The organism is Bacteroides sp. 90-K9/2 (assembly GCF_047310725.1).
Classification (GTDB): domain Bacteria; phylum Bacteroidota; class Bacteroidia; order Bacteroidales; family Bacteroidaceae; genus Bacteroides; species Bacteroides vicugnae.
The window spans coordinates 363,606-390,306 of sequence record NZ_JBCGVL010000001.1; the positions used below are offsets into that span (position 1 = coordinate 363,606).

Annotated in this window: 18 protein-coding genes and 1 pseudogene; all 19 read right to left on the reverse strand. The window is 41.1% G+C overall.

Annotated features, from left to right (window positions below; translation table 11 throughout):
• Positions 1 to 17: 17 nt before the first annotated feature.
• A complete protein-coding gene (locus AAHJ11_RS01325) occupies positions 18 to 806 on the reverse strand; it encodes a Vir protein (protein ID WP_413578950.1) in 789 nt (262 codons plus the stop codon).
• A 2-nt stretch (positions 807 to 808) separates the two neighbouring features.
• Positions 809 to 6,946, reverse strand: a complete 6,138-nt coding sequence (locus AAHJ11_RS01330) for a hypothetical protein (RefSeq protein ID WP_413578951.1) — start codon at positions 6,944 to 6,946, stop codon at positions 809 to 811.
• Between the two features lie 432 nt (positions 6,947 to 7,378).
• A pseudogene (locus AAHJ11_RS01335) lies at positions 7,379 to 8,224 on the reverse strand (hypothetical protein); the annotation flags it as partial.
• A gap of 3 nt (positions 8,225 to 8,227) precedes the next feature.
• Positions 8,228 to 10,138, reverse strand: a complete 1,911-nt coding sequence (locus AAHJ11_RS01340) for a hypothetical protein (RefSeq protein ID WP_413578952.1) — start codon at positions 10,136 to 10,138, stop codon at positions 8,228 to 8,230.
• A 152-nt stretch (positions 10,139 to 10,290) separates the two neighbouring features.
• Positions 10,291 to 11,181: a hypothetical protein gene (locus AAHJ11_RS01345; RefSeq protein ID WP_217722315.1), complete on the reverse strand. Its 891-nt coding sequence runs from the start codon at positions 11,179 to 11,181 to the stop codon at positions 10,291 to 10,293.
• 60 nt (positions 11,182 to 11,241) lie between these two features.
• The gene (locus tag AAHJ11_RS01350) at positions 11,242 to 11,715 is read right to left on the reverse strand and encodes an RNA polymerase sigma factor (protein WP_258986851.1); all 474 of its coding nucleotides are present in this window, start codon (positions 11,713 to 11,715) and stop codon (positions 11,242 to 11,244) included.
• Positions 11,716 to 12,099: 384 nt separating this feature from the next.
• A complete protein-coding gene (locus AAHJ11_RS01355) occupies positions 12,100 to 12,681 on the reverse strand; it encodes a hypothetical protein (RefSeq protein ID WP_217722319.1) in 582 nt (193 codons plus the stop codon).
• A gap of 2 nt (positions 12,682 to 12,683) precedes the next feature.
• Entirely contained in the window at positions 12,684 to 16,595 is a 3,912-nt protein-coding gene (locus AAHJ11_RS01360) for a phage tail tape measure protein (protein ID WP_413578953.1), read from the reverse strand.
• A gap of 2 nt (positions 16,596 to 16,597) precedes the next feature.
• On the reverse strand, positions 16,598 to 16,759 hold the full coding sequence (locus AAHJ11_RS01365) for a hypothetical protein (protein WP_004311558.1): 162 nt from the start codon (positions 16,757 to 16,759) through the stop codon (positions 16,598 to 16,600).
• A 30-nt stretch (positions 16,760 to 16,789) separates the two neighbouring features.
• Positions 16,790 to 17,311, reverse strand: a complete 522-nt coding sequence (locus AAHJ11_RS01370) for a hypothetical protein (protein ID WP_004300282.1) — start codon at positions 17,309 to 17,311, stop codon at positions 16,790 to 16,792.
• Between the two features lie 201 nt (positions 17,312 to 17,512).
• The gene (locus AAHJ11_RS01375) at positions 17,513 to 18,352 is read right to left on the reverse strand and encodes a hypothetical protein (protein ID WP_008765950.1); all 840 of its coding nucleotides are present in this window, start codon (positions 18,350 to 18,352) and stop codon (positions 17,513 to 17,515) included.
• Positions 18,349 to 18,921, reverse strand: coding sequence for a hypothetical protein (locus tag AAHJ11_RS01380; protein WP_004315583.1), 573 nt, complete (start codon positions 18,919 to 18,921; stop codon positions 18,349 to 18,351). The genes AAHJ11_RS01375 and AAHJ11_RS01380 overlap by 4 nt, the downstream gene beginning before the upstream one ends.
• Positions 18,918 to 19,460, reverse strand: coding sequence for a hypothetical protein (locus tag AAHJ11_RS01385; RefSeq protein ID WP_258909687.1), 543 nt, complete (start codon positions 19,458 to 19,460; stop codon positions 18,918 to 18,920). Before AAHJ11_RS01385 ends, AAHJ11_RS01380 begins: the two co-directional genes overlap by 4 nt.
• Positions 19,461 to 19,468: 8 nt before the next feature.
• A complete protein-coding gene (locus AAHJ11_RS01390) occupies positions 19,469 to 19,891 on the reverse strand; it encodes a hypothetical protein (protein ID WP_413578954.1) in 423 nt (140 codons plus the stop codon).
• 4 nt (positions 19,892 to 19,895) lie between these two features.
• Positions 19,896 to 21,473 carry a phage major capsid protein gene (locus AAHJ11_RS01395; RefSeq protein WP_413578955.1) on the reverse strand — a complete coding sequence of 526 codons (1,578 nt, stop codon included), beginning with the start codon at positions 21,471 to 21,473 and terminating at the stop codon, positions 19,896 to 19,898.
• Between the two features lie 17 nt (positions 21,474 to 21,490).
• Complete coding sequence (locus tag AAHJ11_RS01400) at positions 21,491 to 22,552, reverse strand: phage prohead protein (protein ID WP_258909685.1); 1,062 nt, start codon at positions 22,550 to 22,552, stop codon at positions 21,491 to 21,493.
• Entirely contained in the window at positions 22,506 to 23,951 is a 1,446-nt protein-coding gene (locus tag AAHJ11_RS01405) for a phage portal protein (RefSeq protein ID WP_008017300.1), read from the reverse strand. The genes AAHJ11_RS01400 and AAHJ11_RS01405 overlap by 47 nt, the downstream gene beginning before the upstream one ends.
• A 126-nt stretch (positions 23,952 to 24,077) precedes the next feature.
• On the reverse strand, positions 24,078 to 26,093 hold the full coding sequence (locus AAHJ11_RS01410; protein ID WP_413578956.1) for a PBSX family phage terminase large subunit: 2,016 nt from the start codon (positions 26,091 to 26,093) through the stop codon (positions 24,078 to 24,080).
• A 61-nt stretch (positions 26,094 to 26,154) separates the two neighbouring features.
• Positions 26,155 to 26,700 carry a terminase small subunit gene (locus tag AAHJ11_RS01415; protein ID WP_342989473.1) on the reverse strand — a complete coding sequence of 182 codons (546 nt, stop codon included), beginning with the start codon at positions 26,698 to 26,700 and terminating at the stop codon, positions 26,155 to 26,157.
• Between the last annotated feature and the right edge of the window lies 1 nt (position 26,701).

Below are 26,701 nucleotides of genomic sequence, written 5' to 3' on the forward strand. Positions count from 1 at the left end.
ATAATTTTAGGTTAATACTATTCAGAAGCAACAGCTCTCACATGGAGAAGATTTGAATTTTTGTTTTGGTTCGTAATACGTCCGGTATTCAGTTCGAACGTCCAGACGGAGTTAACATCCCAAATTGTTGATGACCAGTAGTATTTATCGGTCATCAGCATACTGTCACTACTCCAGAAGGTACGCATCATCTCATTGATTTTATCGCGGTAGCGGTACATCAAAAGCATTTGACCGGATGACGGAAGGAACCAGTTAGATTCATCCTCGATACCGTCACTTTCCAAAGTGTAGGCACGGTAGGCGCGGGCGGCTTCGGCAGCTGGCGCACCGATCACACCACTATTATTTTGGTCTTTCAGAGTTGCGATAATGAGGTCAGTATCTTCCTCACCCGTGAAGCAGCCATACATGGCGCCCAGTCCTTTTTGATTCAGGCCGTCTATGGCTTTGCCCTGACCGCCCCAGTAGAAGGTGGTAGTCATGTCGGCATTATAGCACTCCTGGGCGGAAATTACGAAGGAGTGTCCATGCGCACGGATACGAAGACCGCGTTTGATAAACAACTGTTTGTTGGTAACTGTGAGGGAGTTCCATTCCTCACGGGTGAAATACCATTTGGAGTTATCCGAGATGCGGTTACAGGCAAGATTCAAATCAAGCAGGCCGGCAGCCCACTTGATACGTTGTCCAAATTCAGAGGCGCGGGAGTTCTCGGTGATATCCGAGAATCCAACGGCGTTCAGTGCGGCCACCTGCGCCTGTTTGTTCAAGCGAAGCAGCGTTGCGCTTTGTTCATTCGTCATAGTTACTTGTTAATTAAATCATTAATATCCATATTGTCTTCAGCGAAGCGTTCGAGATATTCTTCGTAAGTTTCGCCGTTATAATATTCAAGGACTTCATTGATGTTGTCCAGCGTTACATTATCGTAGTACGGTTCCCCGCCATAAGACTCATTATTGAACCAGTTGATAAGGTCAATGTAGGCATCGATGACGGTAAGGATGACAAGGCCGTCGATGCCGGATTCAAGGGATTCGATTTCATCCGTTTCACGGATAACCGTCAACTCGTACGTGCCGTTGACCACCGGTTTATCCTGTCTGTTACCGTCCTCATCCATACCAGCAACTCCATATTCGAGAATGGCAAGAAGCTCGGAGCCGTCAGCTTTCAGTGTCATGTTCGAGATACGGAGCATGGAAAGTTTACGGGATGCCGTTTGTGAAGCGAGCACGTCACGGAGCATCTGGATGGCGTCAAGTTTAGGCGACGTTTCAAGACGCAGACGTTGAACGTTCGGCATGGATGTGATTTGCAGGCCGGACGAAGCGGAAAGGCCGGTATAGGTCAGTTCAGGAAGGCCGACAAAACGGATACTTGTCATTGTAGCCGGAAGAGAGATGTCATTAATCGGAGAAGTCTCTGCAAGAGTCAGGTTTTCCAATACACTGCCCTCGGTGTGGATATGCTCAATACGGGGACACTTGGAAGCATCAAGGCTCTTTGCTCCGGTATTCCTGATATCAAGTGTGGTTAGGAACGGCAAGTCTCCGAGCATATATGCCGCCAGTTTATTGTAACCCATACTACGTTCGACATGGTTTTCTCCACCTGTGACAAGGGTTTCCACAAGGCTCATGACCGAGAAATCGAAGTTGTCACTAAGCGTCAATGCGGAGAGGTCTATACTACTCATCCGGTCGGCTTGGTAGATGTACAGCAATGCACCCTCATCTTTGGCAAAGTTGGTGAATGTGTAGCTTTGTCCGGCTTCGAGGTAACAACTCTCCGAGAGGTTGCCCGATGCGTCATTGCCAACACCGAAGTAACCGGTTGCCGCTGCCATGATGGTTATTGTCGCATCTGCACCACAAGCGATACGCCCGGACAGAACACCGCTGAAGAAGTCTCCGGTCTGGTAATAACCGTCGCGGATGCGCCAACGGGTACGGATAAATGCCGGAAGTGATGTCAATCCAAGCCCTTGCAGAGCGTAGAAGTAGATAGCATCAGAAGTGGCGGTGTACTGGATATACTTCCGGTAGCCGTCGTAAGAACTGACCACTTTCGGCCATACCAACTGCCGTTTGGTACAATAAAAATAAATAGCACCATCCGGTGAGAAAGGTTTCATCATTTGACCGTCCACTTCTATTTGGCAGGAGCGCATAGCCGCGATGACCGTGCGCAGGTCTATGGTGTTTCCGTCGACAAGCAACACCTCCTGCTGTTCCCTACAACACACCCAAAGGATACTGTTCCACCCTGCAAACGGGTTGGTATACGTATCCGTCGAGGGTTTGCCGGGGTCTACTTCGGGGTCGGTATCGCAACCGCCGTCATTGTCCTTGTCGTTCACACCGTCAGCATCATATATCTTGTTAAGGTACATGATAAGCGCGTTCGGTGAATAGACGCCCTTGGTAACGCTCGCCCCGCTCTCCAAGAACCACATGGGCTGCATATTCTTTGCTTGCTGGTCTTTGCCGCAGGCGTAATCGGTAAAGCCGTAGTAGCTCATCACTGATTTGGGGTTGGCGTGCAGACGCAGATTATTGCGCCAGTTCTCCTGCCACCGGGCATCGTTGTCCTTGTTACAAGTATTGCAGAAGCGCAGCATATCATAGAGCTGGTAAGGCACTTTCTTCCCGAGCGCATAGTCGATGGCGAGCTGGTCATTGTCAACCATACACTCGAAATAGTATGTCCACGCCGGGAATGTGTCGCCGGATATTTCACCTTTGTCGATGAGTTTCTGAACCCAACTTGACTTCATTGAGCTGGGTTTCATCATATCCTCAACGGAAGAAACACCGCGCCACCAACACATCCCTTGGTACACGAGTAGTTCAAAACCTTCAACGGGGTTCAGCACATCACCCTCAATGAGCCATTTGCCACCTTCCTGATACATTGAACCGGTCGTATCCTTCCATGCGCCGTCAACGTAACGCATGAAGCGGTAGTCACGTCCGCAATACAAAGACAGCAGGTAGAGCATACCCGTATCAAGTCCGTCTGTAGCCTTGAAGCGTTCCTCTATCTGGTCAAGCGTTTCCTCTGCGCGGCCGAAGAACTCGACAAACGATGCGTCCTGATAGTTCAGACAGCCGAGGTTGTAACCGGGAGTGTTCATGAACCCAAGGGCGGTCTGTTCGCCTTTGTCCTCTTTCCAGTTACCGCGCGCCTCGAAGTAGACATTCTGCAATGTGTCCGACGTGGAACGGAACACGCACACCGGGTGGTTGGCGGTCGAGTGGTTCATCTCCAAGCCTTCGATGTGTATGTCACCCAAGTCATATGTGCCGTCAAAGAAGCGCTGGGCAGGGGTCAGGTAGTCGCCACCGAGAGAGCGGTAGGTGTAGTTCATCATGTCGCAAGTGCCGCAATCGTTCACACCGCTGGAATCAGAGAAGTCTATCTTGACGGTGATGATATCCACCGGGATGGTATTCTCGCCCACACGCACTTTTTTCTGCTTGAAAAGCGCGTAGGAAAGCAGTGCGTCCGCGTTGGTGTAATCTGGAAACAACGGAACAATCTCCTTCGCCTTGCCGAGATAATAACGGGGATTTTTCTTGCAACGTTTGGCTGATGTGGTTCCCTGCCTGCGTTTGCGTACGCCACGTGCCACAAATGAACGCCACGGATGAACGGGGTCGTAGTAATAAAGGTCGACGGTGAAGTTATCGCTTGTCGAAACACCGTTGTCAAACTCATTGAAGCTTTCATCCGATGCTACTTCCACAATATAGGGAATACCGCGCGCATAAAGTTCTGCGGCACTAGGACGTAACATCGTCGTGCCTTCAGCGGTCTGTGAGACAAGCACATTCTCAAACTCATATTCCTTGACCATTATTTCCGTGTCAGTAAGCCGGACAAGGTAGTTCTTATGTGCTTGCGCCCACTCAAAGTAGGTGTTCCACGCACAGAGGTTATAGAGGTAAAGGTCGCCTTTCTCTCCATTGAATTTGATATTGCGATCCTGGAAAAGATTGCCGGTGCCACCCACATAGCCGAGGGCCGCGACACGTTCGCCATCAAGGTAGAGACATATCATTGAATACTTGATGCCGCCACGTTCAATGTATATGCTTGTAGGCTCTACGACAATAGCGGCGGTTATCTCCTTGCCCTGCTCGTAGGAGCGTTCCTCACGCGACCTTATGCCGTTCTTGCAGTAGATGCCCACCTTTGAGCCGGTCACATAGAAGCCGGCGCCGGAACTCTCGTCGTAACACTCCATCAGTTTTGCGTTCTTGTCCTTCACGTTCTTGGTCGCAAAGGTGAACTGTATCGCCCCGCCCGTAGCCTCCAACATCGAAGAGCCGAACATATAATGGTTGAGCTGTCCGGTTACATTTTCCGCGATGCGCAGGCAATTCTTGCCGAGGAAGGTACCGAATCCGTTGCTGGTAAAGTTTGCACCGGCCAGTTTCAACTCATAACCGTTCGACGTGATGCTATGGTCTGCTTCATCGTTGGAGCGTCCCGAAAAATCAAAGTCGTAGATAGTGCCGGAAGTCAGTTCAGCGTCAATGGCCGAGCCGTCAACAGTAACAACGATATTGTCACTCGATACAGCACTGACAATAGCATTATAGGTTACCGCCGTGCCGTCAGCATAACCTTTTATCTGCTGTGAAACAGAATAACTACGAGTATTAAGGGCGAGAAGCTGCGTGAATTGTGTACCATTAGCAAATATGGCAACATGAGACTGTGACTTGCCGGGGACGTAAACCGCGACATCGAGTTTCAATGTATCGTACAGGCGCACTGTACCGCCGGTCGTATCATCGTACCGTAACGACACTATCGGAGTTTCATTCCCCTCTTCCACCACCATTACAGCCGTGTAGATGGTATTGCCTTTTGCACCGCTGGCTATATCAGTTCCCTGTATGCGGAGCGGGTAGCTGCCATGTGACAAGCCCAGTTCTGACGGATGCAGGGTAATGGAATGGGTAAAACTGTCATTGACGGCGGTTGTAGCAAGAAGATGCCATTCTCCATTAATCTTGATGTCCACCCGGACGGAAATGCCTTTATCCGACTGGTTGTTAGCGAACTTGTACAGGGGGATGGTAACGCTTCCTGTTGTCGGAGTTACGGGCGTGTCCGGGCTGTATTGCAACACTTGCACGCAGGTACAGGTTATATCAACGGCAGTAACCGAAATGTTCTTGCTTCCGGTATTCCCGGAATCATCGGTAGCCACAAGCTTGAACTTGCGGGAACCTGCAGCTGTGAAGAACGAAGTGAAGTCAAGCTCGAACGTGTAATCGGTCAAATCACCGGAACTCGGTCTGTTGACACGTTCCGTCCACACGGTCAGACCGCTGTCACGGTCAACTATCTCAAGTGTTTCAATGGAATTCTCTGTTTCAATGCCACCGCCGCTGGTCACGGAACGGACAGCCGCACGTCCCTTGATAGGTGAACCGTATGCCCCGTAGACGGGAGAGGATTCAAAAGCAATGGCCACAATAGTACCACCACCTCCTCCACCACCGCCGGTACCGACAAGAAACTGTTTCTCTTCGCCGACACCTTCGCCTTTGGCGTTGACCATTTGGATTTTGACAACGCCTTCAGTCTCGGTGTCAAGAGAAAAGTCCACAGGGATGCAATCATACGCACCACCGGTTGAGAGGGCTTTATCGCCCCCCTCTTCGGGAGCATCACCAAGTTCCACTTTCGAACCTTCACCGCCAAAGTTCTTCCAAAGTGCCACCTCATTAAAATCAGACACCGCACCTTGAAACTGCCGGGTTTCCATTTCATACTCGCCTGTTTTGTAAGTAATGATGAGACCCGTTCGCTCATATTTGATGCCAGATTCCTGTTGACAGGACACTATAGCAGCAATGGCTGTTTCAAGGGTATAGTAGCCGTCTTTCAATGGGCGGATTTCATCGACAATGACGATGGGGTGTGTTACATTGTCAGCGGGCGTACCGTTCTTCATATCCTCAAGGGCTTGCTTATCCTCGGCGGACAAAAGGCCGGCTTGTTCAAGGGTAGCGGAAGGCAGACGGAAGCTATCATCCGTTTCTTCACCAGTTGTTTTGGATACTTTCTTAAAATACACATTGAGATAGGAAGCGTCAGACAGGACGGAGAAAGAACCCGGTTTGATTATATCGAAAGGGATATTTTTCATTGTATCTTCCAAAGACTTTCCACGGTTGCCGGGGAAAGCTTCTTCTTCACCTTCCCCAAGAGACAACGGTTCAGGCAGGTATTTGGAAGGAACTTTGCTTTCTTCGTCCAAAGGAGCGATACCGTTCGCTTTTCCTATCCTTTCCTCAAAGTCATTTATTACAGAGGTCCATTTGCCCCATGTAACACTCCCACCGGAAACAATACCGATTCGTGAGATAGTACAAACCGTACCCAAATACACACCTTCTGCATTGTCTGACATAGTAGCCAGTTGTATGCACGAAGTGAACGATTGACAAACCTTATCAAGTTCCAACCGTTCAATCTGTATATTTACAGGAATCTTAGACGAATCAACAGACAAAATACACCGATAATTCCCAATAGAAGAATCACCGGAATACATTGTTTTCAATTTATCCTTAAAGCTACCAATAGTAGTAAAAGAGCCAATACTTTTAAATGGGTCAGTCAAAGGATTGGATTTATCAGACACTCCTGTTATACGTTTCAACAACTCGGCGTCTCCATCCGATAAATCTTTTGCAATCTTATTGACATTCTCCACTAATGCATCAAAATCCCCATTCACCATTTTAGCAATGGTACTTGAAAGTAAATCAATAGATATTTTCCGACCGCCGCTAACTTCAACGTACATATCTTTGGATAGCTCTGTTGTATCAGTCAGTTGCTCTATTGTAAGACTGTTTGTCTTCAACGCTTGTAGCACAAGGCTAATAATTTGTTGTTTCTCTGACTCTGTCATTTTATTCTATCTTTATTGTTTAAAACTATTATATTAATTTGATGACGGATCAGAAACTTCATCGGAAGCAACTGGTAACGTATCAACAAATTCACCGTCCCAAGTCACCTCATAATAAGTCCTATCATCAGTTCCTTTCAAGAACTCTAATATACCTCCTGATAATAAATCAATATCGTATGAACTTCCCTTTTGAGAGAATTGAACTTCACTCGAATAACCTCCCAAGGCAACTGTAATCTGATTAACTTCCGAAGTTACAACACCAGCGCTTGTGAGATTAAAAGGTATCATGAACGTCACCCCACTATTAGCAGGTTTATCTAAAATCACTTTACAACTATAATTATGAGATGTAAAAAGACTAGTCATAATCTTCTGATAATGCACATACAACTTACCGGTGATTACTGACGTATACTCTTCTACAGCTTCACCACCAGACTTTATGCTCCTCAACTCTCCACTATCAGATGTTATCCTATAAGTATCGTTTTGAATTCTTCTTATAGACATTTGGTTGTTCCATTCCAAAACAGGATTGATCGTTCTTACCCTCTGTAGCATTTGATTGAATACAAAACTCTTCAATCCCTCTATTTGCTGGTTAAGTTCCGGAACATTGCTTTCCTTTCTGGTATATCGAACACCATCAAAGTAGACGTAATTACAGCATAATACCCGATTCAGTAATTCTGCAAACCACACAGGGCATCCCATTCCATTTCCAAGTGTAAATAATACTGTTGTATATTCATGGCTGAACAGCTCAACAATATCCTCATCGGAAGTCACGAACTGCTCATTATCCACACCGAACGTCCATCCGTTATCTTTGAAACCACCAGGAACGCGAAAATCAAAAAAGTATTGCATCCCATCTATCCACCAGACAGCATCAAGACGCTGCTTATTATCTTTCATTGAATACTGGATAAGGCTGGTTTCTGATAACTCACATTCATCATCTGTAACTTTAAAAATCTCACTCGTATTCCCATTAACTGTTACAGTATAGTATCCACATGGAAGCAATGAAATGTTATAGAAATAAAGAATCTTATCATCATTCATCTTCCATGAGCTTAATGATACAGGTGTAGATATATTACTTAAAAGATTATTAATGTAAACTATAGGCTCCTGCTCTTTGGCTGTCAAAATCAATTCAACAAAAATCCTGTCTGTACGTGCGAATAATTGCACATATTTACTCTTCGCTCCAAATTTATCGGTAGACGGAGAAAAAAACAGCGGGGTAAACGGACTTATAATCATATTCTAGGCTTTTGTTATTGAACGGACAAATAAATCATACTTCACTCCCTCGTTTCTCTCAACTGTACTACTTACCTCTTTGATGTAGCCCTCGTAAACCAGATCATCTTTTAAGATTTTAATCGTTTCGTCATCTGTTGGTGGAATATCTTCATCATAAGTTGTGAAAGAAACATCTCCACAAGTTATAATACCACTTTCAACGTTAAAATCATCTTTCATTCCTATACCATTGACAACAACATCACTATTACCGTCAGAAGAAGAATAAGACAGTTTGTTAGTAAACATACCGATATAGCCGGCATTTGCCTGCAACATGGCACCCTGCCAATACATAGTATTAAACATCGTATCAGGACTAAGTACACCATCAACATTCCAGCCGGCTCTCATCAATTTATACTTCTTGTCATTGGAAGATAGAGTTGCACCGACAAAAAATACATCATTGTCACTTTCGTCATCTGTAGTATCCTTACCTCTATTTTGCGCCAGGAACTCAATACCATAAGCATCTGCACGGTAAGGGCTGATAAGTTCAAGTACATTGTCCGTTATGTCAACGCCAGTGGTATATTCAGTAGTAAACCGGAATTCGTCACGCCCATTCATACTCTCATACTCCTGTTTGTCATACCCGACCCTCACCCGGGAATATATCCTAGACTCTTCCATCTTATATTCAAAATCAGCGATATTACTCCCCAAATCTTTTACATTATTTTCTCCAAATAAGTTATTCCGATGCCTGAAAGATACTACTCGCCCATTAATCACGGGAACAAACCCAAATTCTGCTTCCATCCAATTAACGAATTTGGTATATGAAGTATATAGTTTAGCTTTTGGTATCCCACGAATACTCTCAGCGGTCAATATTACACAATTATCCAATCTTTCATCAATCCCGGAAGAAATCTCACCATCAATACCATCATTCCCGCCATTCATACTTTTAAGCAAACGCTTTAAGATAGTAACAGGCTTTATAGCATCTATATCAATAGGTAATCCAATAGAAGGAAATTCCATGGTTATTTTCAGGCTAGAAAAATAATACAACGCAAACTTTGTATTATAAGCTGCAAGCAAAACAATCCCATCATCAGCAGATAATGTTACTTCCCCATCCCAATTTACAGAAATTGATTCTCCGCCCCATCCCCCTTTCCACTCTTTCAAGAGTGTTCCGGATTTTGTTTTTAGCTGCATATCAGCAGCAAGGCTTGCGCCGTCCCATGAATATGCTCCCTTTATTGATATTTTGACAGACGTGGCTTTTTCTGTATAAATTAAACATGACTCCAAGTTACCACTTGCACCAACATCCTTCACCTCTATGCCACTACCTGACACTATTTCACTACTCCCTATATACATTGGAATAGTCATATAATGATCGCTACCACTTACTGCATCTACAAGAATGCTTCCACTTTCCAGAGTTCTCCCTCCACAATAATATGTGGCACTTCCTACATAAGACAATCTATCATAATAAAGCCGGGCTTCATCTTTCAGTTCATCTACCGAATATTCGTACTGTGTTCCTTTGTTAGCCTTTATGATATTAGCGACACTATCATCTATCGAATTGATAGAAACGGTATTTCCATCATAAGTCAATGAACCGAAATCCAGCCGGCAACTGAAGAATTCATCATAAGTATGAGAATTGGTTATAGTATAAACAGAGATACTGGCATTAGAAGCCAGGTATTTACTCAAATACTCCTCCAATATGAGATCATAGGCTTCTCCCACAAACTGGAATTTTGAAGTAAAGGTTCTAGTTATTCCTTCAAGTCCGGAGCGTTTACGGGAAAACTTTATTTCATCCCAATTCTGAATACAAGATTTGGGAATATCATAGGAAATACTATCAACGATAAGTACATATTTACAAAGCATTTTAACTCCTTTTGAACGTTCACGAGCAAATATATAGAAAAAGCCAACCGATTTCCCAGTTGGCTAAATTCTTGAAAATTGCGCTTTGCAAAAATACAGACTAACTATCTATTTATCAATTATATACCTACATAAAAACAAAAATAGTCTTTTTATATTACACCTATCTTCTTCCCTACCTTACATTTATTATCTTTTTCAATCTCAAGCCTATTAGGTATAGAAGGCCCTAAATTATACTGTTCTTCTAAATATTGACTTAAAGATTTTATAGCATCCAACGCTTTGCTTATATTATCTCTTCTTTTAAATTCTCCAACATCAATAAAAAAATTTATTAGTTGTTCAAACCAAACTGAGCGTTTCTTATCTAAAAGGATATTGGTAAATTCAGAATAACTTAGCAATTTATCTTCAGATTTGTTGTACATAATTTGGCCAATATTATGTTGCAATACGTAGTATATCCCTTCATTATTTAAGAATGCCAAACTAATATTAAATGCCTTATGGAGTATCTCTGTATCATGTTTTTCTTTTGTAATTATGTATGGAAATTCTTCTCTCATCTTTTCAATAACTCCAAAAAGACAGGCAATAAGATAGCATGTTGAAATAATATAATATCCATCATGTATAAACCAATCTCTATTTTTACCTTTTACATCATTAAACCGACTAATTCCAGAAATCTTACTATATCTAATATTGGATTTATTAGATATATATTCATTTATCTCATATAACCGCCAATATGTTTCTTCCAAGTATAGTCGTAAACCATTTAAATACCTTTTATTTAACTCACTCACTTCTTTTTCCCTATCTTTTAACTTATTAAGGTAATGTCCTAGAATAAATATAACAAATGGAATAAAAGACGTGATAATACTTAAGTATATTTTATCTTCCGAACTATAACTATTGAACTTGTTATTTGAATGAATAGTCTCTTTAGGAGTACAATTATCATTGTCTATATTGCCACACACTTTACCATTCACACAAAACAAAAAAAGTAGTATGAGTAACGTATTTTTCATAATTGCCGATATAAAAATGTACTTTACAAAGATAACATAAAAAATATCGTATTTCCCCTACTAATAGCCAATTTCTTGAAGTATAAACTTCCGAGCAGAAGAAATACGACTTCTTACAGTTCCAACAGGAATGTTTAGGATTTCACTTATCTCATCATATGAATACCCACTAGCATAATACATCACACTATCAATACAACGAGATTTTTTAGCACACCGTTGTATTGTGGAAACCAAATCATCAAACAGTATTGAATGAGTTGTACAGTTAGAAATGGCACTCCCGTCTACCATATCAAGCCCTGTAAAATGTATAAGGGAATTTCTATTGTATCTTATTATATAAGTATTCCTCATTATAATAAGGCACCACGGTTGAAGTGGTTTAGAACAATCAAATTTATCACGATTCACAAGTAGCTTATAAACTGTATCACCGGCTAAGTCTTCAGCATCTTGCATGGAACAGCAGAATTTTCTTGCCACCTTTAATATCCAAGGATATATTTCTGATAATTCCTTTTCAAAGTCCATTGTCAGCCCTCCTTATTAGGTGTATCTTCGGTTCGCCATTAATGCACCTTTCCACATATTTCCGGTGCATGATACTTTGTTCGTGCATTTCCTTAGCAGAACGCTCGATTGAACTAATAAGAGTGCCTATATCGGGGGGCAATAAGGCAATCATTTTTTTTACCTCGGACACTTCTGCTGTTATCCGATTACACTTCGTCTCTAATGTACGTAATTCTGACAATAAAACATTGTATAAATGCCTATTTATACAATGGATGCTGTTTTTTTTATTCATAAAAAAGTCGTTTGTGATTCTAAAGGAGATGTACAAACGACTGTATGAAATAATTCGCTTTAATTAAAAATTAATCGAATTACAGCATATATGTAATACCAATATTATCATGTGCTTCTTTTTCTGATCGATATTTCAACATCAGCTTGATGAACGATATTCGCATAGACAGCAGCATTAATTACGCGGGAATCAATACTCATTTTAAAGAATGTCATTAGAAAAGCAATCTCAGCATCAAAAGAAGAACGAATTTGTTCAGGAGTAGCCTTACTTCCTTTATGTTCCTCACTGCGTCTTTCCTCATTCCGTTTTTGCTCAAAAATTGCAGAATGAAGTAAATAATCAATCTTCGATATTACTTGTTCATCACTCATATTTCGGGTATCTACATTTAGCTGGTCCAATACCTGACGAACATCATCATAAAAGCCAAGAGAAACAAGAGCCTGACAAATACGAAGACTCAATAGTTTGGCACGTTCTTTCAGCATATCCTCTTTGTCCATTACCATAGCCTTCATATTTGAAGGATTAACAATACTTCTGTATTCAATGAGCAATTTAGATGCTATCTCTTTAAGCGTGCTCTCTGACACAAATTCGCGACCCGAAAGCAAACAAGCATAGTTTCCGCATGAAAGCTCAATGAAATCATTCAATGTTATCTGATTTAATCTTTCAATCATGACTATTTCAGTTTAGATAACTTATACAGTTCAAATTCACGGTTAGAAGCATCCTGACGCTGCATTTTAAGACTCTTCATCAAAAGAAAATTTGTTCTATCAACCCTTTTTTCTAATCGGGAATAATCATTGAAAACAATAGTGTCACCGGAAGAAGATGCAAAATATGTCGGTGAAAATGTAGGAAAGTCCCAATCCGGCATATCAAAATTAGAGATATCTACCTTATCAACATCAGGAAAGACTTGTGCACCTTTAGGAATATCAACTAAAGTTGGAGCATCAGGAGTAATCCATGCTTTTCCGGAATACATGATAACTTCATGTTTACCGGCATCACCAACTAAAGCGGTACCGCCGGGATGCCTATCATTACCTTTAGTACCGTCTGCATAGGAAGGAATAGGAGTTGCAAGAATAGTTGCAACCTGAATTGCTCCCATGGCACCAATAACAATAGATAAAGGAATATTCGGTAAAGCTTCAGTTATTGCCAGTGCAGTGGCTATTCCAGCTTGAGCGACACTAGCCGCCTTTTCCCAAATGGCTTGTTTACGTGCCATTTCTTGTTTTTGTTTTTCAAGTTCGGCATTCTTAGCTTCAGTTCTTTCCTTGGCCGCACGCTTACGAGCTTCTGCTTCCTCTTCAGATATGGCCCCCGATTCTGCTAAGTTCTCTATTCGTTCAATATCCTCATCATACTTTTCCTCATTGGCTTCCCGTTCTTCCTCTATTTTCTGAATCTGTCCATCATAAATAGAAGAGACTAAGTTTCCAATGGTCCCCACAGCTTGAGATGCAGTTTGAAGCCACTTTTTCAAGTTTTTCTGACGCTCTTTCTGAGCTTTCTCATCCGCTTTAGTAACCTTATTGATAGCCTCAATCTCCGCTTCTGCTTCTTTTTGGGCAAGGTCTGCTTTCAATTTAGCAAGTTTCTCCTCTAGTTTCTCCCTTTTATCCGTACTCAAATTGGCAGTAGCAAGTTCGGACTCCAAAGCATCAATAGCTGCTTCAGTAGTTTTACGTGCATAGTTTAATTTTAGCTGATATTCAAGTTCTGCATACTCCTGCTGGGTTATTTCCTTAGAAGCTAACTGTTTTTTAAGAGTAAGCGTATCCATAACATATGCAGCATCCCGGATTTCCTGCTCATGCGTTGCATTCTCTGCAATTAACTGCACCTGATCGGATGCATGTCTTTCGTTAAGTTCTTGTTTCTTTTTTGCATATTTTTCGTCAATGAGAAAAACATCTTCACCTGTTTTCTCCGCTGCATCAATTTCTGCTTCACGTTGCAACTCCAACTGGTGCAATTTCAAATCAAGTTCTTCTTGGGACCCCTTTTTTACAACAGCAAGAGCGTTCTCAACATCTTTCTTTTCACGGTCAGAATTATACTTAATAGAGAATTCATCTAATTTATCCTGCATTTCTTTCGCCAAATTCTGACGAATAGCAATTTCTTCTTTACTATAACCCTTAACAGCAGCAATCTTCTTTGAGTACGCTAAACCAATTTTAGCAAGTTCCTTTTCTAAGCCTTCATCCATGAGGGCGAGTTCAGATTCTTGATAAGTTTCTTTAATCTTTTGTTTTTCCTTAGCAGCTTTCTCCAGTTCACGTTTTTCTTTATCTGTGAGAGGTTTGTTGAATGTACTTCCCATATTTTCCTCTTGATAATCATTGGTAATACCTTTGATTTGCTCCATTTTTTCTTTCAACCCAGCAACATATGCAGTTTGCTCTTCAACAAGCTTGAAAGACTCATCTATGTCTTTTTTCATCTGATTAGTAGTTTTTTGAAGCCCTAGGCCTTGTTTCAATAAACTACGATTATTATACTCACTCCACTGCTTTTGGTTTCGTTTAGTATAAAGTTGCAATCTAGCTTCTTCTTGTGATAAAGTTCTTTCCAATATTTTAAGTTGTTCTCCTCTAGCTTTCTCAAAAGCTTCTGCACCGTCAACTCCCTCTTTTCTATATTTCAAAGCGACCCTATCAATACTTTCCTCCTTAGATTTAACCCATTCCTTATCCAATTTAGCAGCTTCTTGACCGTTACGAGCTGCATTGGCTAATCTTTCTTCACCAAGCTCTTCAGCAGTAGCAATAACAGCACGCATAGAACGAACAAGTTCAGTAAATTCATTTATAATTCCAGATAAAACGCCAGTATTCTTTCCCAAAGAAATCATGAGAGCTTCCCAAGCAGAACTTAAACTGGCAATTGCTCCCTTTGCATTATCTTCCATAGTATGAGCCATGTTCCCTAATTCACTCTCAACACCTGTAATCTGGTCACGCAAAGGAACTATTTTATCGGCAGCAGTTAAAAAAGCGTTGAAAGCAGCGACACTTCGTTTATCTGTCATTTCAAGAGTACTATTCAAATCTACTCCCTGCTCTTTCAATTTTTGCAATCCAGCGACCAATTCAGGTAATGTTCTCACCGGACCACCTAACGACTTGGCAAGTACCCCGTTTGTATCGGCTAAATTTAGAAGAATATTACGAGTAGCAGTAGCAGACATTGAAGCATCAAATCCTGCATCTGCCAACTTACCAACCAATGCTAAAGTATCTTCAATAGAGAAATTAAACGCTTTAGCTACTGGCCCCACGATTGGAAGTGCAGTAGCAAGATATGAAAAAGACAATGCACTCTTTGTTGTCGCAACAGCCATTGCAGATACATAGCGTTCAGTCTCACGGGTATCAGCATTAAACATTCTTAATGCAGCTCCTGTCAACGAAGCAGCCTCTCCCAACTCTGCACCGGTAGCTTGAGCAAAACGTAAAACAGATTCTGTTGCATCTAATATTTCTTTTCTTGTAAAACCTAATTTCGCTAATTCAATCTGCAATTCGGTAGCTTCAGAAGCTGTATATTTAGTTGTAGCTCCCAACCTTTTAGCATCAAGAGTTAATTCTTTTATTTGGTCTGATGTGGTACCGAGTATTGCAGCAAGCCGGCTATTAGCAAATTCAAATTCAACAACACTACCTACACCCTCACGAAGTTTAGTGAAAAGAGCAACGACACCACTTACAACAGCTTGCGCACCTATATATCCAGCAGCCCATCCTTTCAATCCGGCACTAACTTTACTTAATCCAGGAGCCATCTCCGTTTTAAGCATCCTTCCTGCATTCTGGGCAATAATACCCATATTCTGCATGGACTTATTACCGTTCTGTATTTCAATCCATGCTGCCTTTACTTCTTCCCGATATGCACCGATGGTCATTTTCTGTTGACTATATCGATCGGAATTTCGCTTTATGTAATCGGTATTGATTCCGATTGTAGAATTAAGACGGGCAAGCGTACGAATATAATTCTCATCAGTATCTTTCAGTAAATCAACAGCCTTTTGAAGCTGCTTATTCATTTCCTTTGCCTGGGAACGACTGTGTACTTCCTGATTAGTTAGTGTTATTGCCGACCGGATAATCTTTAAACGTTCTTCTTCAGATAGAACAGCTTTCTTACGAGTAGTATTACCGGCATTCTGCGCTTTTGTCAAGTTAGCTTCCGCTTTAGCTGCTTTTTCCAAGGACACAGCATTATCCGAGTTTGCTTTGGTTAGTTTCTTCAGTTCAGCAGCAGATAATTTCTCTACATTTAGCTTTTCCTCTATCTTCTTACTGACAGTTTGAGTTATTTCAGACTGTTTTCTAAGAGCTTCGGTTAATTCAGCAGATGCAGAACCAGCCGTTTTTGCTTGGGTATTATAAATATTACTCAACTTTTCAAGATCAGCAACGCCTTCTACATTTAGTTTCAAACCTTTTGCTAATTCTTTGGCCGCATTAGCATAATCGGCCCTCACACGCTCAATAGTATTATCAAGCTCCACCAATTTCTGCAAATCGCTCTCATCAACGAAATCTTTTAATTTTAAATCTGCCATAATTACAGGTAATGTCTATATTCAACAATCTTTCCTTTTATCTCAACTCCAAGTTTATCAAAAGCATAGGTACCATCTTCTTTCTGATAAACGACATACATGCAGCCATCTAAGACAGCTGCTTTCTTTGCAAGATCACTGATACGTTCCAGTTCACTCTGCATCTTTTTTGTTTCACAACCACAAGCCATTTTCTACCGATATCCACATTCTGAAAAGAAACGTTCCATCCAGGGACGGAGATACATAATATTAAAGTACTCTTTAGCTGTATCACCAATGCCTAAAATCTGCTCACCGTATTTCTTCTCAATAGAACTACCGTCCGTAAATCCTTTCGTTGAGAATCGAAGCCCGGAATCAATTCTATCGGCAGTTATGCTATCATAGAAAGTACCAGTAATAAAGAGGTTAGGTACCTCAACCGGACGCGGTGGCAAATAAAGCATCTCACTTCTAAGAGGTGGAGTTATCCTCTCCTTCCATCGTTTATATTGTTCCGCACGGTTCTGCCAGGGACCGGGCTCGTTAAAATAGGTGTCAGTATCATAATCAGGATTCAATAGATGTTCAGTACCGTCCAGACCGGAATATAATTGCTCCTGAATGCAATCAACGAGCACATTCTTATGTTCTTCCATACACCTAATACATTCCTCTTCAAACCCGGATGCAATGGAATGAATAACTCTATGTAATTCATCAAAATCTGCCATACAGTAAAAATATAACGGGCCGGGCTGTAATCACACCCCAGCCCGTCGGTTACTTAGTTATCGCATCGTACACTTCCGAGAGCTTCTTCTTGCGGTCAGCTTCCTTCAGTTCCTGCCACACGACTTTAATGTGTGCATTAATAAACTCTTCCTTCGTCATGCCCTTCACAGCAACCTCGACGAACGTAACATTATCTACCTTCATGACACCTGCTCGATACCTCTGATTCCTTTTTCATACAATACAGAAGGAGCTTTCAACGAAGGAACCGCCCCGGCTTTAGGAACAATGGTAATGATACCATCCGAATATGTAGCAGAAGTTACGTTATTCATAACTTCAGCAGCACCATCAGCAATAAGACTGCCAAATTCTTCTGTACGGTCATAACCACCAACAACTTCAACTATTTTGTAAGTATTTTCGGCCTCCAACTTTTGAAACACAACATCAACCAAGCCTTTAACGAAATTCTTGGGATTGAAGTCTAACTGCACGTAGTCAAAGTGCAATTGGCTGTCTTCCACATCTTCATGTGAAAAACTAACAGTCATCGCAGACTTAGCACTACTGGTCGGGTACTGTGTCACGGTCGGGTAAACAGTAGACATCGGAATACCGGCAAGGATATCAGTGTCATCATTATAACCGATCAACATATTATCCTGATTCCAAAAGTAAACGTCCCATCCTTTATTGGCACATTTCAGAAGCTGGGCATTCAAAACCTCATCAAATTTCTTCAAAGTGAAGGTGTCTGTTTGAGCGCTAAGCCCGTTGTATTCACTTGCACCGTACCCTACAGCATTAACTTGGGGCTCTCCACCATTCTTGGCATACTCCAGGAATGGCAAAATAGGGTAAATACGCCCAGGACGGTCTGCATGGCACAATTCGAGCAACTTCTCACCTGTTATATCAGCAGGGAGTTTGACACCATGTTCTGTCAAGATAGCACCTTTGACTTTTTTCCAGTCAATGCTACAAGCAGAACTACCAGTGTTCATCCGGGAACCCTTACACGTTCTAATCTTTCTCATTTTCTTCTACAATTAAGATTATTAATTTTTATTTCCATCGAGCGTATATTTATGGCATCAATCGGCTCGCTCACAGCCTCACCGGAATCTGTATAGGCTCCGTATCTGCCATATGAATAGTTTTCTGAATAACTATGTTTCACTTTTTCGTCATAGTCGCAGTCGAACCGAGAATCTTCATATAATACTTCCAATAAACGTTTATAGATTGGCCGAAGGATATTTTTAAAAGATGTGGTTCTGCGCATCTCATTGCTCCACTCTTTACAAGAAGAACATGCTATAATTAACGAAACCTTTGCTTTTGAAAAATAATCCGCGTCACCTCTATCTTCACTTATTGGAGTGAATAGTGCAACCAATGGAAACTTCCTTTCAGACTGGGCAGAAGACTTACTGTATTCATCTAAAATATCTTTGATATATTGACTGCTACCGAAGATGTAATTCAACCTTGGGGACTTCACTACTTTAGTTCCCCCTTTCCCATTTGGATAGAGGATTTCAAGCCCTTCTGGAAGTTCCTTTACAATCTCCTCAAACAGTTCTGTTATATCTAAATCTATCATAAATTGAAAGCATTAATTGGAGTCAAAAGATTCTTGGTTATTTTCACATCGAAAGGACAATCATTCGACATAGCCCATTCAACAAACTGTTTGTTCTTCTCTACCATGCTATTCCATGTGCTTACTTGTCTCTTCAAAGGAGCTACATATTCATTAGCACATTTCAAACGGACAAGCCCGGTTATTGTAGCCTGTGTGTTTGCGTCACGAAGAATATGATAAAAGACATAGTCAGCGAACGGTTCACACAGCTTCTCGCACAATATTGCATATCCGGACTGGGGTTCTTCTTTCTCTTCTGAAATATCAACTTCATTTGAAGAATCTTCCTTTTCCCGTTCAATAAGCTCCAAATAATCTGTGATAGCTTGGGAAAGAGTCACACCAACAACATTCCGGAGAAATTCGGGCTGAAATGCCTTAATATACCCATTTATCACCTCATTCACAGCAAGAGATTGAGGCGAAGGCATTTCAGCGACCGAAACATTCTCAATATGCCTGGGACCTGACGTAAAATATGAAACATCAATCAACATAGCGATAGTTATTTAGAAGTCTTGCCTTTCCCGGTTTTCTTTTCATCTTCCACGGAAACGGCTTTATCATCTGTAACAGTTACCACCTTGGCATCTTCCTCTTGCAAATCTTTTGAATCGGCAACCGGAAGATTCTTTTCATCAGAAGGCACCTGTACTTCAAGTTCTGCAATGCGAGCTTTCATTGTTTCACGCTCTTCTGTCAGTTCAACAATTGTCTTATCTTTCTCTGCAATGGATGCAGTAAGCCTGCCAATCTCTTCATTTTTCTCTGCAAGCATACATTCCAATGTCTTTCGGGCATCTTCTTCTGTAACAAGACCACATTCGGAAATAGGGATGAGTTGAATCATCCCTCTATTAATCCGAATGCGTTGCTCTTTAAGCACATTGGTTACATCCTTATCGTTACCTCTAAGTATGTAATCCATAATCCTACGCTTTAGTTATTGCAGTCTTCAATGCGGCCAAATCCCCATAAGCGAAAGCCCATGGCATATAAATCGGGAAGATAACTTCTTCTTGTGCCATCAGCACAACCTCGTTGCAAAGCTTGGTCTCCACATCTTCAGCCCATTCAAGTGTCAAAGTGGTATAATCAACCAAATTTGCAGCTTGGTTGAAGTCACCCAAAAGATACTTACCGGGAAGAATACCACCGTACTCGATAATCGGGCGACCGGCAATATATTTCACCCCATCAACCATTTTAACGATACCAAGATTACGTCCTGTCGTATCTTTCTCTGATTCCATACCGTTAACAGTCATTGGATTAAGAATAATAGCATTCGGGAAATACTGGGCATATGTCATTGCGGCGAAAGCTGTTTTCACTACATCTTCAGAGTTGGGTTCCTCAATGTTCTTAAAGCCGGCTTCATGAACACTGAATGTCATTTTATCCGTAGCCGTTTCAGCACCGGAGAACGCGATGCCAGGAATAAGGATACGACCATCTTCCATTTTCACAAGAGCGTGTGTTTTGTTCAGTTCTGTAAGAACAGCGGCACCAGCGAACGTGATGCTCATTCCATCAAGAATCAAATCCTGTGGTTCTGCAAACTCTACAATCACATCCTTATCACCGTTATATCCGGTAATAGCTTTTACAGCACCGGCGGCACCTGTAACAATGGCTGTACTGATAATCTTCTCTACAGAAGTCACCCCAGTATTATTAATAATACCAAGCAAATTCTCACCGTTACCGTCACCAAACAAGATGTTCCAGTCTTCTGCCATCCAAACAGCTTCAGGAAGCATGTTCAAGATGTAGGAACGAATGTACACTCTTGATTTCAACATACGTTTTGAGATACGGATATGAGTACCAAGACGCTTAGTTCCTGTCTGTATCTCTTTTACCTTGATGCTTGATTCAGGCAAACGACCGTTCTCTGTTACAAAACGGGCATTGCGGTTGAAAGCATATACTTGCGCGTAGGCGAGTTGAGGATATGCAGGATCAGCAGTCAACGTCGTTAATACATCACGCATATGCAGCTTTTTGTTGGCAACCTGAGTCACAACACGTTTCTGTTGTTGAGTAATCAACAAATCACCGGTGTAATTGTCAGTCATGGAAACGACATCTTTCAAGGAGAAACCGTCAAATTCTCCTGATTTGCGTGTTTTTCCTTCTGCGAAATCTCTGAATTTTTCAGAATCAAGCATCTCGTTCAATTTCTCGTCGAACTTATTGATAGTATCCATAGATAAGCCTTTTTGCTTCATCTTCTCAATACTTTCGCCAAGAGTCTTAACTTGGTCAACAAGTGCTTCATTGTCTTTAATCAGTTGAGCAAACTTCTCGCTGTCATAAGACTTCAATAAGTTATTAATATCTCCAAACTGTTTAGTTACATCATCAGGCGTAGCAACTCCTTCCAGTGATTTGTTTACGACTTCACACATCATGCCGACGATATTTTCCATAAATGTTTTCTGTTCTGCCGGCAGACCCTCCGTTTTCAGATTAAAATCTGATACTGTAAATTTTCTAATTGGCATAAAATTTAAATTTTAAGTTATTTATTCTCGAAACAGCTATTCAAACTCTTGAAATCGAGTAAAGTGCCATTATCAGCGGCTTTAGTCGTTACTTCATCGTTCCCATTTTCCCCGTCATTCTTTTCTTGAGTGTCAACAGACGGCTCATTTTTTCCGGTGGTATCTTCAGAAGTGTTTTGCAGAATAGCATTCGAACGATATACTTTTCCCCAACAGTGGGGACATCTTACATAATTCATAAGGTCTTGTAGACCCTTTTGAGTAAATTCTTTCTTTTCTGATTTGACAGAATCAATAAGAGAAATTACTTGGGTTCTAATCTCCGGAGTGAGCTTCTCCATTTCTTCCCTTACAATGTCCTGTGTTATCCATCTCTGATAATCAGCAGCATAGTCCAATACCTGCTGGGCAAAGGTATGCTCCGTTTCTGCATCATAATCAAATTGATGACCACAATGAGGACATGAGACAACGGCACCACCGTTGAGGCTCTTCAGTAATAAACTTAATTCCATATCGTAACCTTTTAAACGCTCATCACTATATCCATGCTGCAAGAACGCTTTACGAACGAAATCAACAGCCTCCTTTACCTGGTCGGCAGTAGCAGACTTAATATTCACAAGGAAAGTCTGGGGATTACTCCCCCAACTTGTCAATGTTGAATATTCCATCATACGCCATTCAAGCACTTTACAGGGATCAACAGAATCTCTTTTAATGGCCTTGACCCCAATAGAATGTTCAAGTGTTCTGCCATTCTCTGCAAACAGTTTATAATCAGCTAACGTATCACGGCCAATCTGTTTTTCAAGATTTAACTGACCGACCATAACCAAATTACCTTCTGTTTCCTTACCACTCAACGGAACACCTAACAACTGGTCTGTACGATGATTCAGGAACCAACGCATCCGACCAATATTTTCTTTCAATGTTTTATTGAATGAGCCGGGCATAGATATGTCATTTTGTGAGTCCTTCACACCGATACCGTTCACCGCAACGGTAACGATACCCTTCTCATCAACATCATTTGCCTTTGTCTTGTACTGAAGGCTTTTGATTTTCTCTTCCATCTTTTTCATCTCCACTTTTAGTGTTAAAAACTCGATTTACTTTATCCAGTTCCTCATCTGACATATCAAATTTCAATTTGTCAAACAAGGGATTTTCTATCATACTTTCGCCTATTTGGGCACGCCAGTCATTGAGTGTTATAAGCCCACATGAGAATTGTTCACGACAACGTTTATTTATATTTGTCTTTACGTCCTCGGATTCTTTCAATCCTTCCTGCAAACAATCAACATCAGAGAAATCACAATCCAAATAATATCCCCCTCCTTCAAGACCAAGGAAAGCTGTAAAATCCTTGCAGAATTGTTTGGCCATAGGAATAACAGTTGAACAATATACGCTCTTTTCAGCAGTAGCCTGATTGCTAAATGTGGACTGGTCTTTTCGCGGAACAAGAACGGCAGGGATGCCGTATGCCCCTGCAATATTTATTGCATCAGCCAAAGTCTCTTCAAACGGCTGTAACTCTGCAATAGAAAGATTAGTACGAACAAAGTCAATGTCTGCATCTGAAATACCATAAGGTACCTGGCCCTTCCTTACACCATACTTCTCAAAATTTTGCTTCAAAAGCTGTTCCTTTTCATCGTCAGTCAACGCTATTGAACCGGTAGCATCAGTTTTCTTACTTACAATAAAGCCCAATCCACCCCGCTTTACATAAATCACATTTCTAGCTTCATATACAGCTATTAGATTTGACATTGGCTTATTTTGGGAAGCAAGACGACTTTTGGACTTCAAGAACATAGCCCCTGAATAGAACTCTGCACTTCCGTCTCTATCATGCCATATTTGGTATGGAGGAATTTCCAAACTACCATTCCAACCATACTCCAAACGATAGCTACGAATAATATCTTCTGTTTGGGCAATACCAAACAATGGCATATTCCCATAAACAGGTTCTACAATAGTCTTATCAGAAGGTAGCACCCAATAATTATCGCAATATCTCCATTTTTCAGCTGTAGAAAAGACATCAGGCATAGCGGCACGAATAAAGCTATTCCCTGTACACAATTTATAAATATGGTGCTGATAAATCAATTCTTTCCAACGCATCAAACAATTAGGACGACTAAGTATTCCATTCATTCGTTTATTCGCCCATACTATACTGTCATCCTTAGTTTTCTTCAATTGAAAATTAGCACCTGCAATTCGCGATGCAATATAATCGATCGGGAAAAAGACTTCAGGTATCGTACTGAATAGTGTTAGATAGTTACTACCCGCTACAATAGGACTAGTAAGGTCCTCAATGTATGCAACTGACCATTTTTCAGCCTTGCCACTTTGAGTATCTATATCCTTATTTTCAGATGAAGTAACTATTTCAACTTCACCTTTAGTCTTAGATTTCTTTCCAAATAGATTATCAAAAAAAATATTCATTGGGTTCCTTTTTGAGCAAAACTAAGTAAAAAGGAAAACCGTTTTCCAAAACTCTAAAATCTTGAAATTACGAGAGCATAGTAATTTTAGTATAACACATTTATTTTCAAATACATAAAGCACAAATCAATTCAAACCTAATTTTACAACGAACTGTACTAGCCCACTCAAAACAGCACTGGCCTCTTTGGTTTCACTATCTTTATTATAGTCCATCAGGTTATTCATGAAGGCAACATATTCCGTATCAGATTCTACTTTTGATGCAGAAAAAAGAATACTATTTTTCACGTAATCAGATGTTGCAGCAATACGTTTGTCTACATCCGGAAACTCTTTCATTACACGAATCTCCTTGTTTGTACTAGAACGGAGTTCCCGGATAAAAGGGAAATAAGCATCCGTACATTCAATTACACATGAATCAGATTCATGGGACAAAATAGAAGAACGTATATCTTCTGTTGAAGTAGTATCCATAAATACGACATCAACAACATGCCATTTATTCCCACATCTAAACGCTTGTATAAGGACAAATTTCCCATTAACATTCGGCATCACATATAGAATCTTCTTAGTGTATTTACATTCGGTATCTGGATTGAAGAAATTAATAGTGCCATTACAAGCATACAAGTTCCTTTTTCGTCGGTTACTAAACTCTATATACTGCTCACTACACAAATCCACAACAACATAGCGAAACGTATCGGATAAATGACCATGTTCCTCATATGTCTGCAAAGTAGTTTTATTCTTGACCTTGGTTTTAAGAATGGCACCGTTAGCATCTTTCTGTACGCTCATGTAGTCCTCGATAGATACCGAACATGATTCGTCGATGTATATCTCTATGCCGGGAACAGTACAATCAAAGATAGCATTGATAAACTCACCGGTCATTGCGACACTCGGATTCTTGTTACCTACCTTATCTTCAATCTCGAACCCTTCTTTTTGTAATGTGTCTATGAATAAGTCCATCCAAGAGCGTTTTTCATCATCAATGCTGTTGGCCACCTTTGTTGAGGCATCACCATGTACATATAACCTATCAGAATATTGGATAGATTTCAGATACTTTGCAACAAGCTTGGAAGCTTTCTTAACTGTATTGTTCGGGCTTTCGGCACACGTTTCATGGAATTGCCAAACCTTGGTACCAGTTGTGAAATCGACCTGCCAATATGATACACTGATATATGGAAGCACGTTGTTATCGACAGAGATATGAATAGGCAAGTCCGGAACATACTTATGTTCACCGGAATGTTTGCCACGGTTGAAGGAACCGAAGAACTCGCTACCGGTACGAATGACACCCCATTCTCCCAATGCGTACACATTATAATAATCCGGGTCGTGAACTCTATCATATTCAAAGTCGGCAACACATTGCTCATCATAAAAACCGTATGTGCCATCAGGACTACCGACCACCCAAAAATTATTCAAATAGGTAGATTGGATAATAACTGTATTAGGTGCCTGTTCCTCGATTTGCTTAGTACGAAGATTAAGTATTTGCCTAGGTGCATTCTTCTTTACGGATTTGACCTTGGTAAGTTCTTCCGGCAACTCTTTGCCGGCAATGGTAACCGACATCGGCACATCGTGCCATTTGTCTTTATCAATGAACTCTTTCTTTATCCAATGGCTTTCACTGATCGGGTTAAAGGTACAAATAATCTGCTGCCCTTTCTTACCACGCAAACGCTTACGTAGCTGCTTGAAATCCGGATGCTCGAACTCTGACCATTCTTCTAACTGAACACGCTTGTAGTTAGAGATACCTTTTATCTTCTCCGGATCGTCAAGACCGGAGAAATCTATCTTCGCACCATTAACCAAACATTTAATAGTATTCTGTTGGAACTTGAACAAATGGGATATGCCAAGACCGGCCGCAGCGACTTTATAATCTTCATAAATGGTTTTGAGAATAGAAGCTCCTACCTTACGCATAACAAGAGTGTTCTCACCGTCCTGTAATGTCTGTATCAGTATGGTTTGTGCCACACTGTACGATTTACCGGAAGATGAACCTCCATAGAGAATGATAAAACGGATAGTCTCATCATTCAAATACTTCAATAGATAGAATCCGTTAGGATTTAGCTTCTTATAATTTATAACCATATTGTTCTAAAAGTAAGGTTATTCCGTAGGGAAAACACCGATATTTACACCTCAAATTGTTCTATTCGTCCGATTTATCATTATCTTCAAATCCGATACGAAGTTCACCGACTTTATTTCCGTCTCCACCTTTGATGTTGACATTCTTATCGGCTTCCCATCCATTCCAGGCACCAAGAATCCGGGCGGCTTCTGTCTTGCCGTTGAACTCATAATTAACCACTCCTCTATTATTCTGAATCTTCTTCAACGCATTACGGGCACGCTTTGGTAGTTGGGACGGACTTCTCATCTTTGTTTTCCCGGTAACAGGGTCTACATAATGTAAATCATCGGGATCAGCGAGTACAATATCCATTAATACCTTCTCGACCGTTTTCCTCTCTACTTCAGACTCTTTCGCCCTCTGTTGCTTAATCTCATTTATCCTTGTACTAACCTTGCTATTTGCTAATAGTCTACTCGCAGCGCTCCAAATTGTCTCTGGCTTCATGTTGGAAGTATTATAAGACATTCTATATGCTTCACTTGCATTACCTTCTGTATCAACGTAATATTTACAGAATTTCTCTTGCTTAAATGTTAATGGTTCCTCTCGCTTTCCCATA

Bases quoted from the DNA above. Each gene is read 5' to 3' on its own strand.
- AAHJ11_RS01325 (WP_413578950.1), bottom strand. From the start codon at position 806: ATGACGAATGAACAAAGCGCAACGCTGCTTCGCTTGAACAAACAGGCG.
- AAHJ11_RS01330 (WP_413578951.1), bottom strand. From the start codon at position 6,946: ATGACAGAGTCAGAGAAACAACAAATTATTAGCCTTGTGCTACAAGCG.
- AAHJ11_RS01340 (WP_413578952.1), bottom strand. From the start codon at position 10,138: ATGCTTTGTAAATATGTACTTATCGTTGATAGTATTTCCTATGATATT.
- AAHJ11_RS01345 (WP_217722315.1), bottom strand. From the start codon at position 11,181: ATGAAAAATACGTTACTCATACTACTTTTTTTGTTTTGTGTGAATGGT.
- AAHJ11_RS01350 (WP_258986851.1), bottom strand. From the start codon at position 11,715: ATGGACTTTGAAAAGGAATTATCAGAAATATATCCTTGGATATTAAAG.
- AAHJ11_RS01355 (WP_217722319.1), bottom strand. From the start codon at position 12,681: ATGATTGAAAGATTAAATCAGATAACATTGAATGATTTCATTGAGCTT.
- AAHJ11_RS01360 (WP_413578953.1), bottom strand. From the start codon at position 16,595: ATGGCAGATTTAAAATTAAAAGATTTCGTTGATGAGAGCGATTTGCAG.
- AAHJ11_RS01365 (WP_004311558.1), bottom strand. From the start codon at position 16,759: ATGCAGAGTGAACTGGAACGTATCAGTGATCTTGCAAAGAAAGCAGCT.
- AAHJ11_RS01370 (WP_004300282.1), bottom strand. From the start codon at position 17,311: ATGGCAGATTTTGATGAATTACATAGAGTTATTCATTCCATTGCATCC.
- AAHJ11_RS01375 (WP_008765950.1), bottom strand. From the start codon at position 18,352: ATGAGAAAGATTAGAACGTGTAAGGGTTCCCGGATGAACACTGGTAGT.
- AAHJ11_RS01380 (WP_004315583.1), bottom strand. From the start codon at position 18,921: ATGATAGATTTAGATATAACAGAACTGTTTGAGGAGATTGTAAAGGAA.
- AAHJ11_RS01385 (WP_258909687.1), bottom strand. From the start codon at position 19,460: ATGTTGATTGATGTTTCATATTTTACGTCAGGTCCCAGGCATATTGAG.
- AAHJ11_RS01390 (WP_413578954.1), bottom strand. From the start codon at position 19,891: ATGGATTACATACTTAGAGGTAACGATAAGGATGTAACCAATGTGCTT.
- AAHJ11_RS01395 (WP_413578955.1), bottom strand. From the start codon at position 21,473: ATGCCAATTAGAAAATTTACAGTATCAGATTTTAATCTGAAAACGGAG.
- AAHJ11_RS01400 (WP_258909685.1), bottom strand. From the start codon at position 22,552: ATGGAAGAGAAAATCAAAAGCCTTCAGTACAAGACAAAGGCAAATGAT.
- AAHJ11_RS01405 (WP_008017300.1), bottom strand. From the start codon at position 23,951: ATGAATATTTTTTTTGATAATCTATTTGGAAAGAAATCTAAGACTAAA.
- AAHJ11_RS01410 (WP_413578956.1), bottom strand. From the start codon at position 26,093: ATGGTTATAAATTATAAGAAGCTAAATCCTAACGGATTCTATCTATTG.
- AAHJ11_RS01415 (WP_342989473.1), bottom strand. From the start codon at position 26,700: ATGGGAAAGCGAGAGGAACCATTAACATTTAAGCAAGAGAAATTCTGT.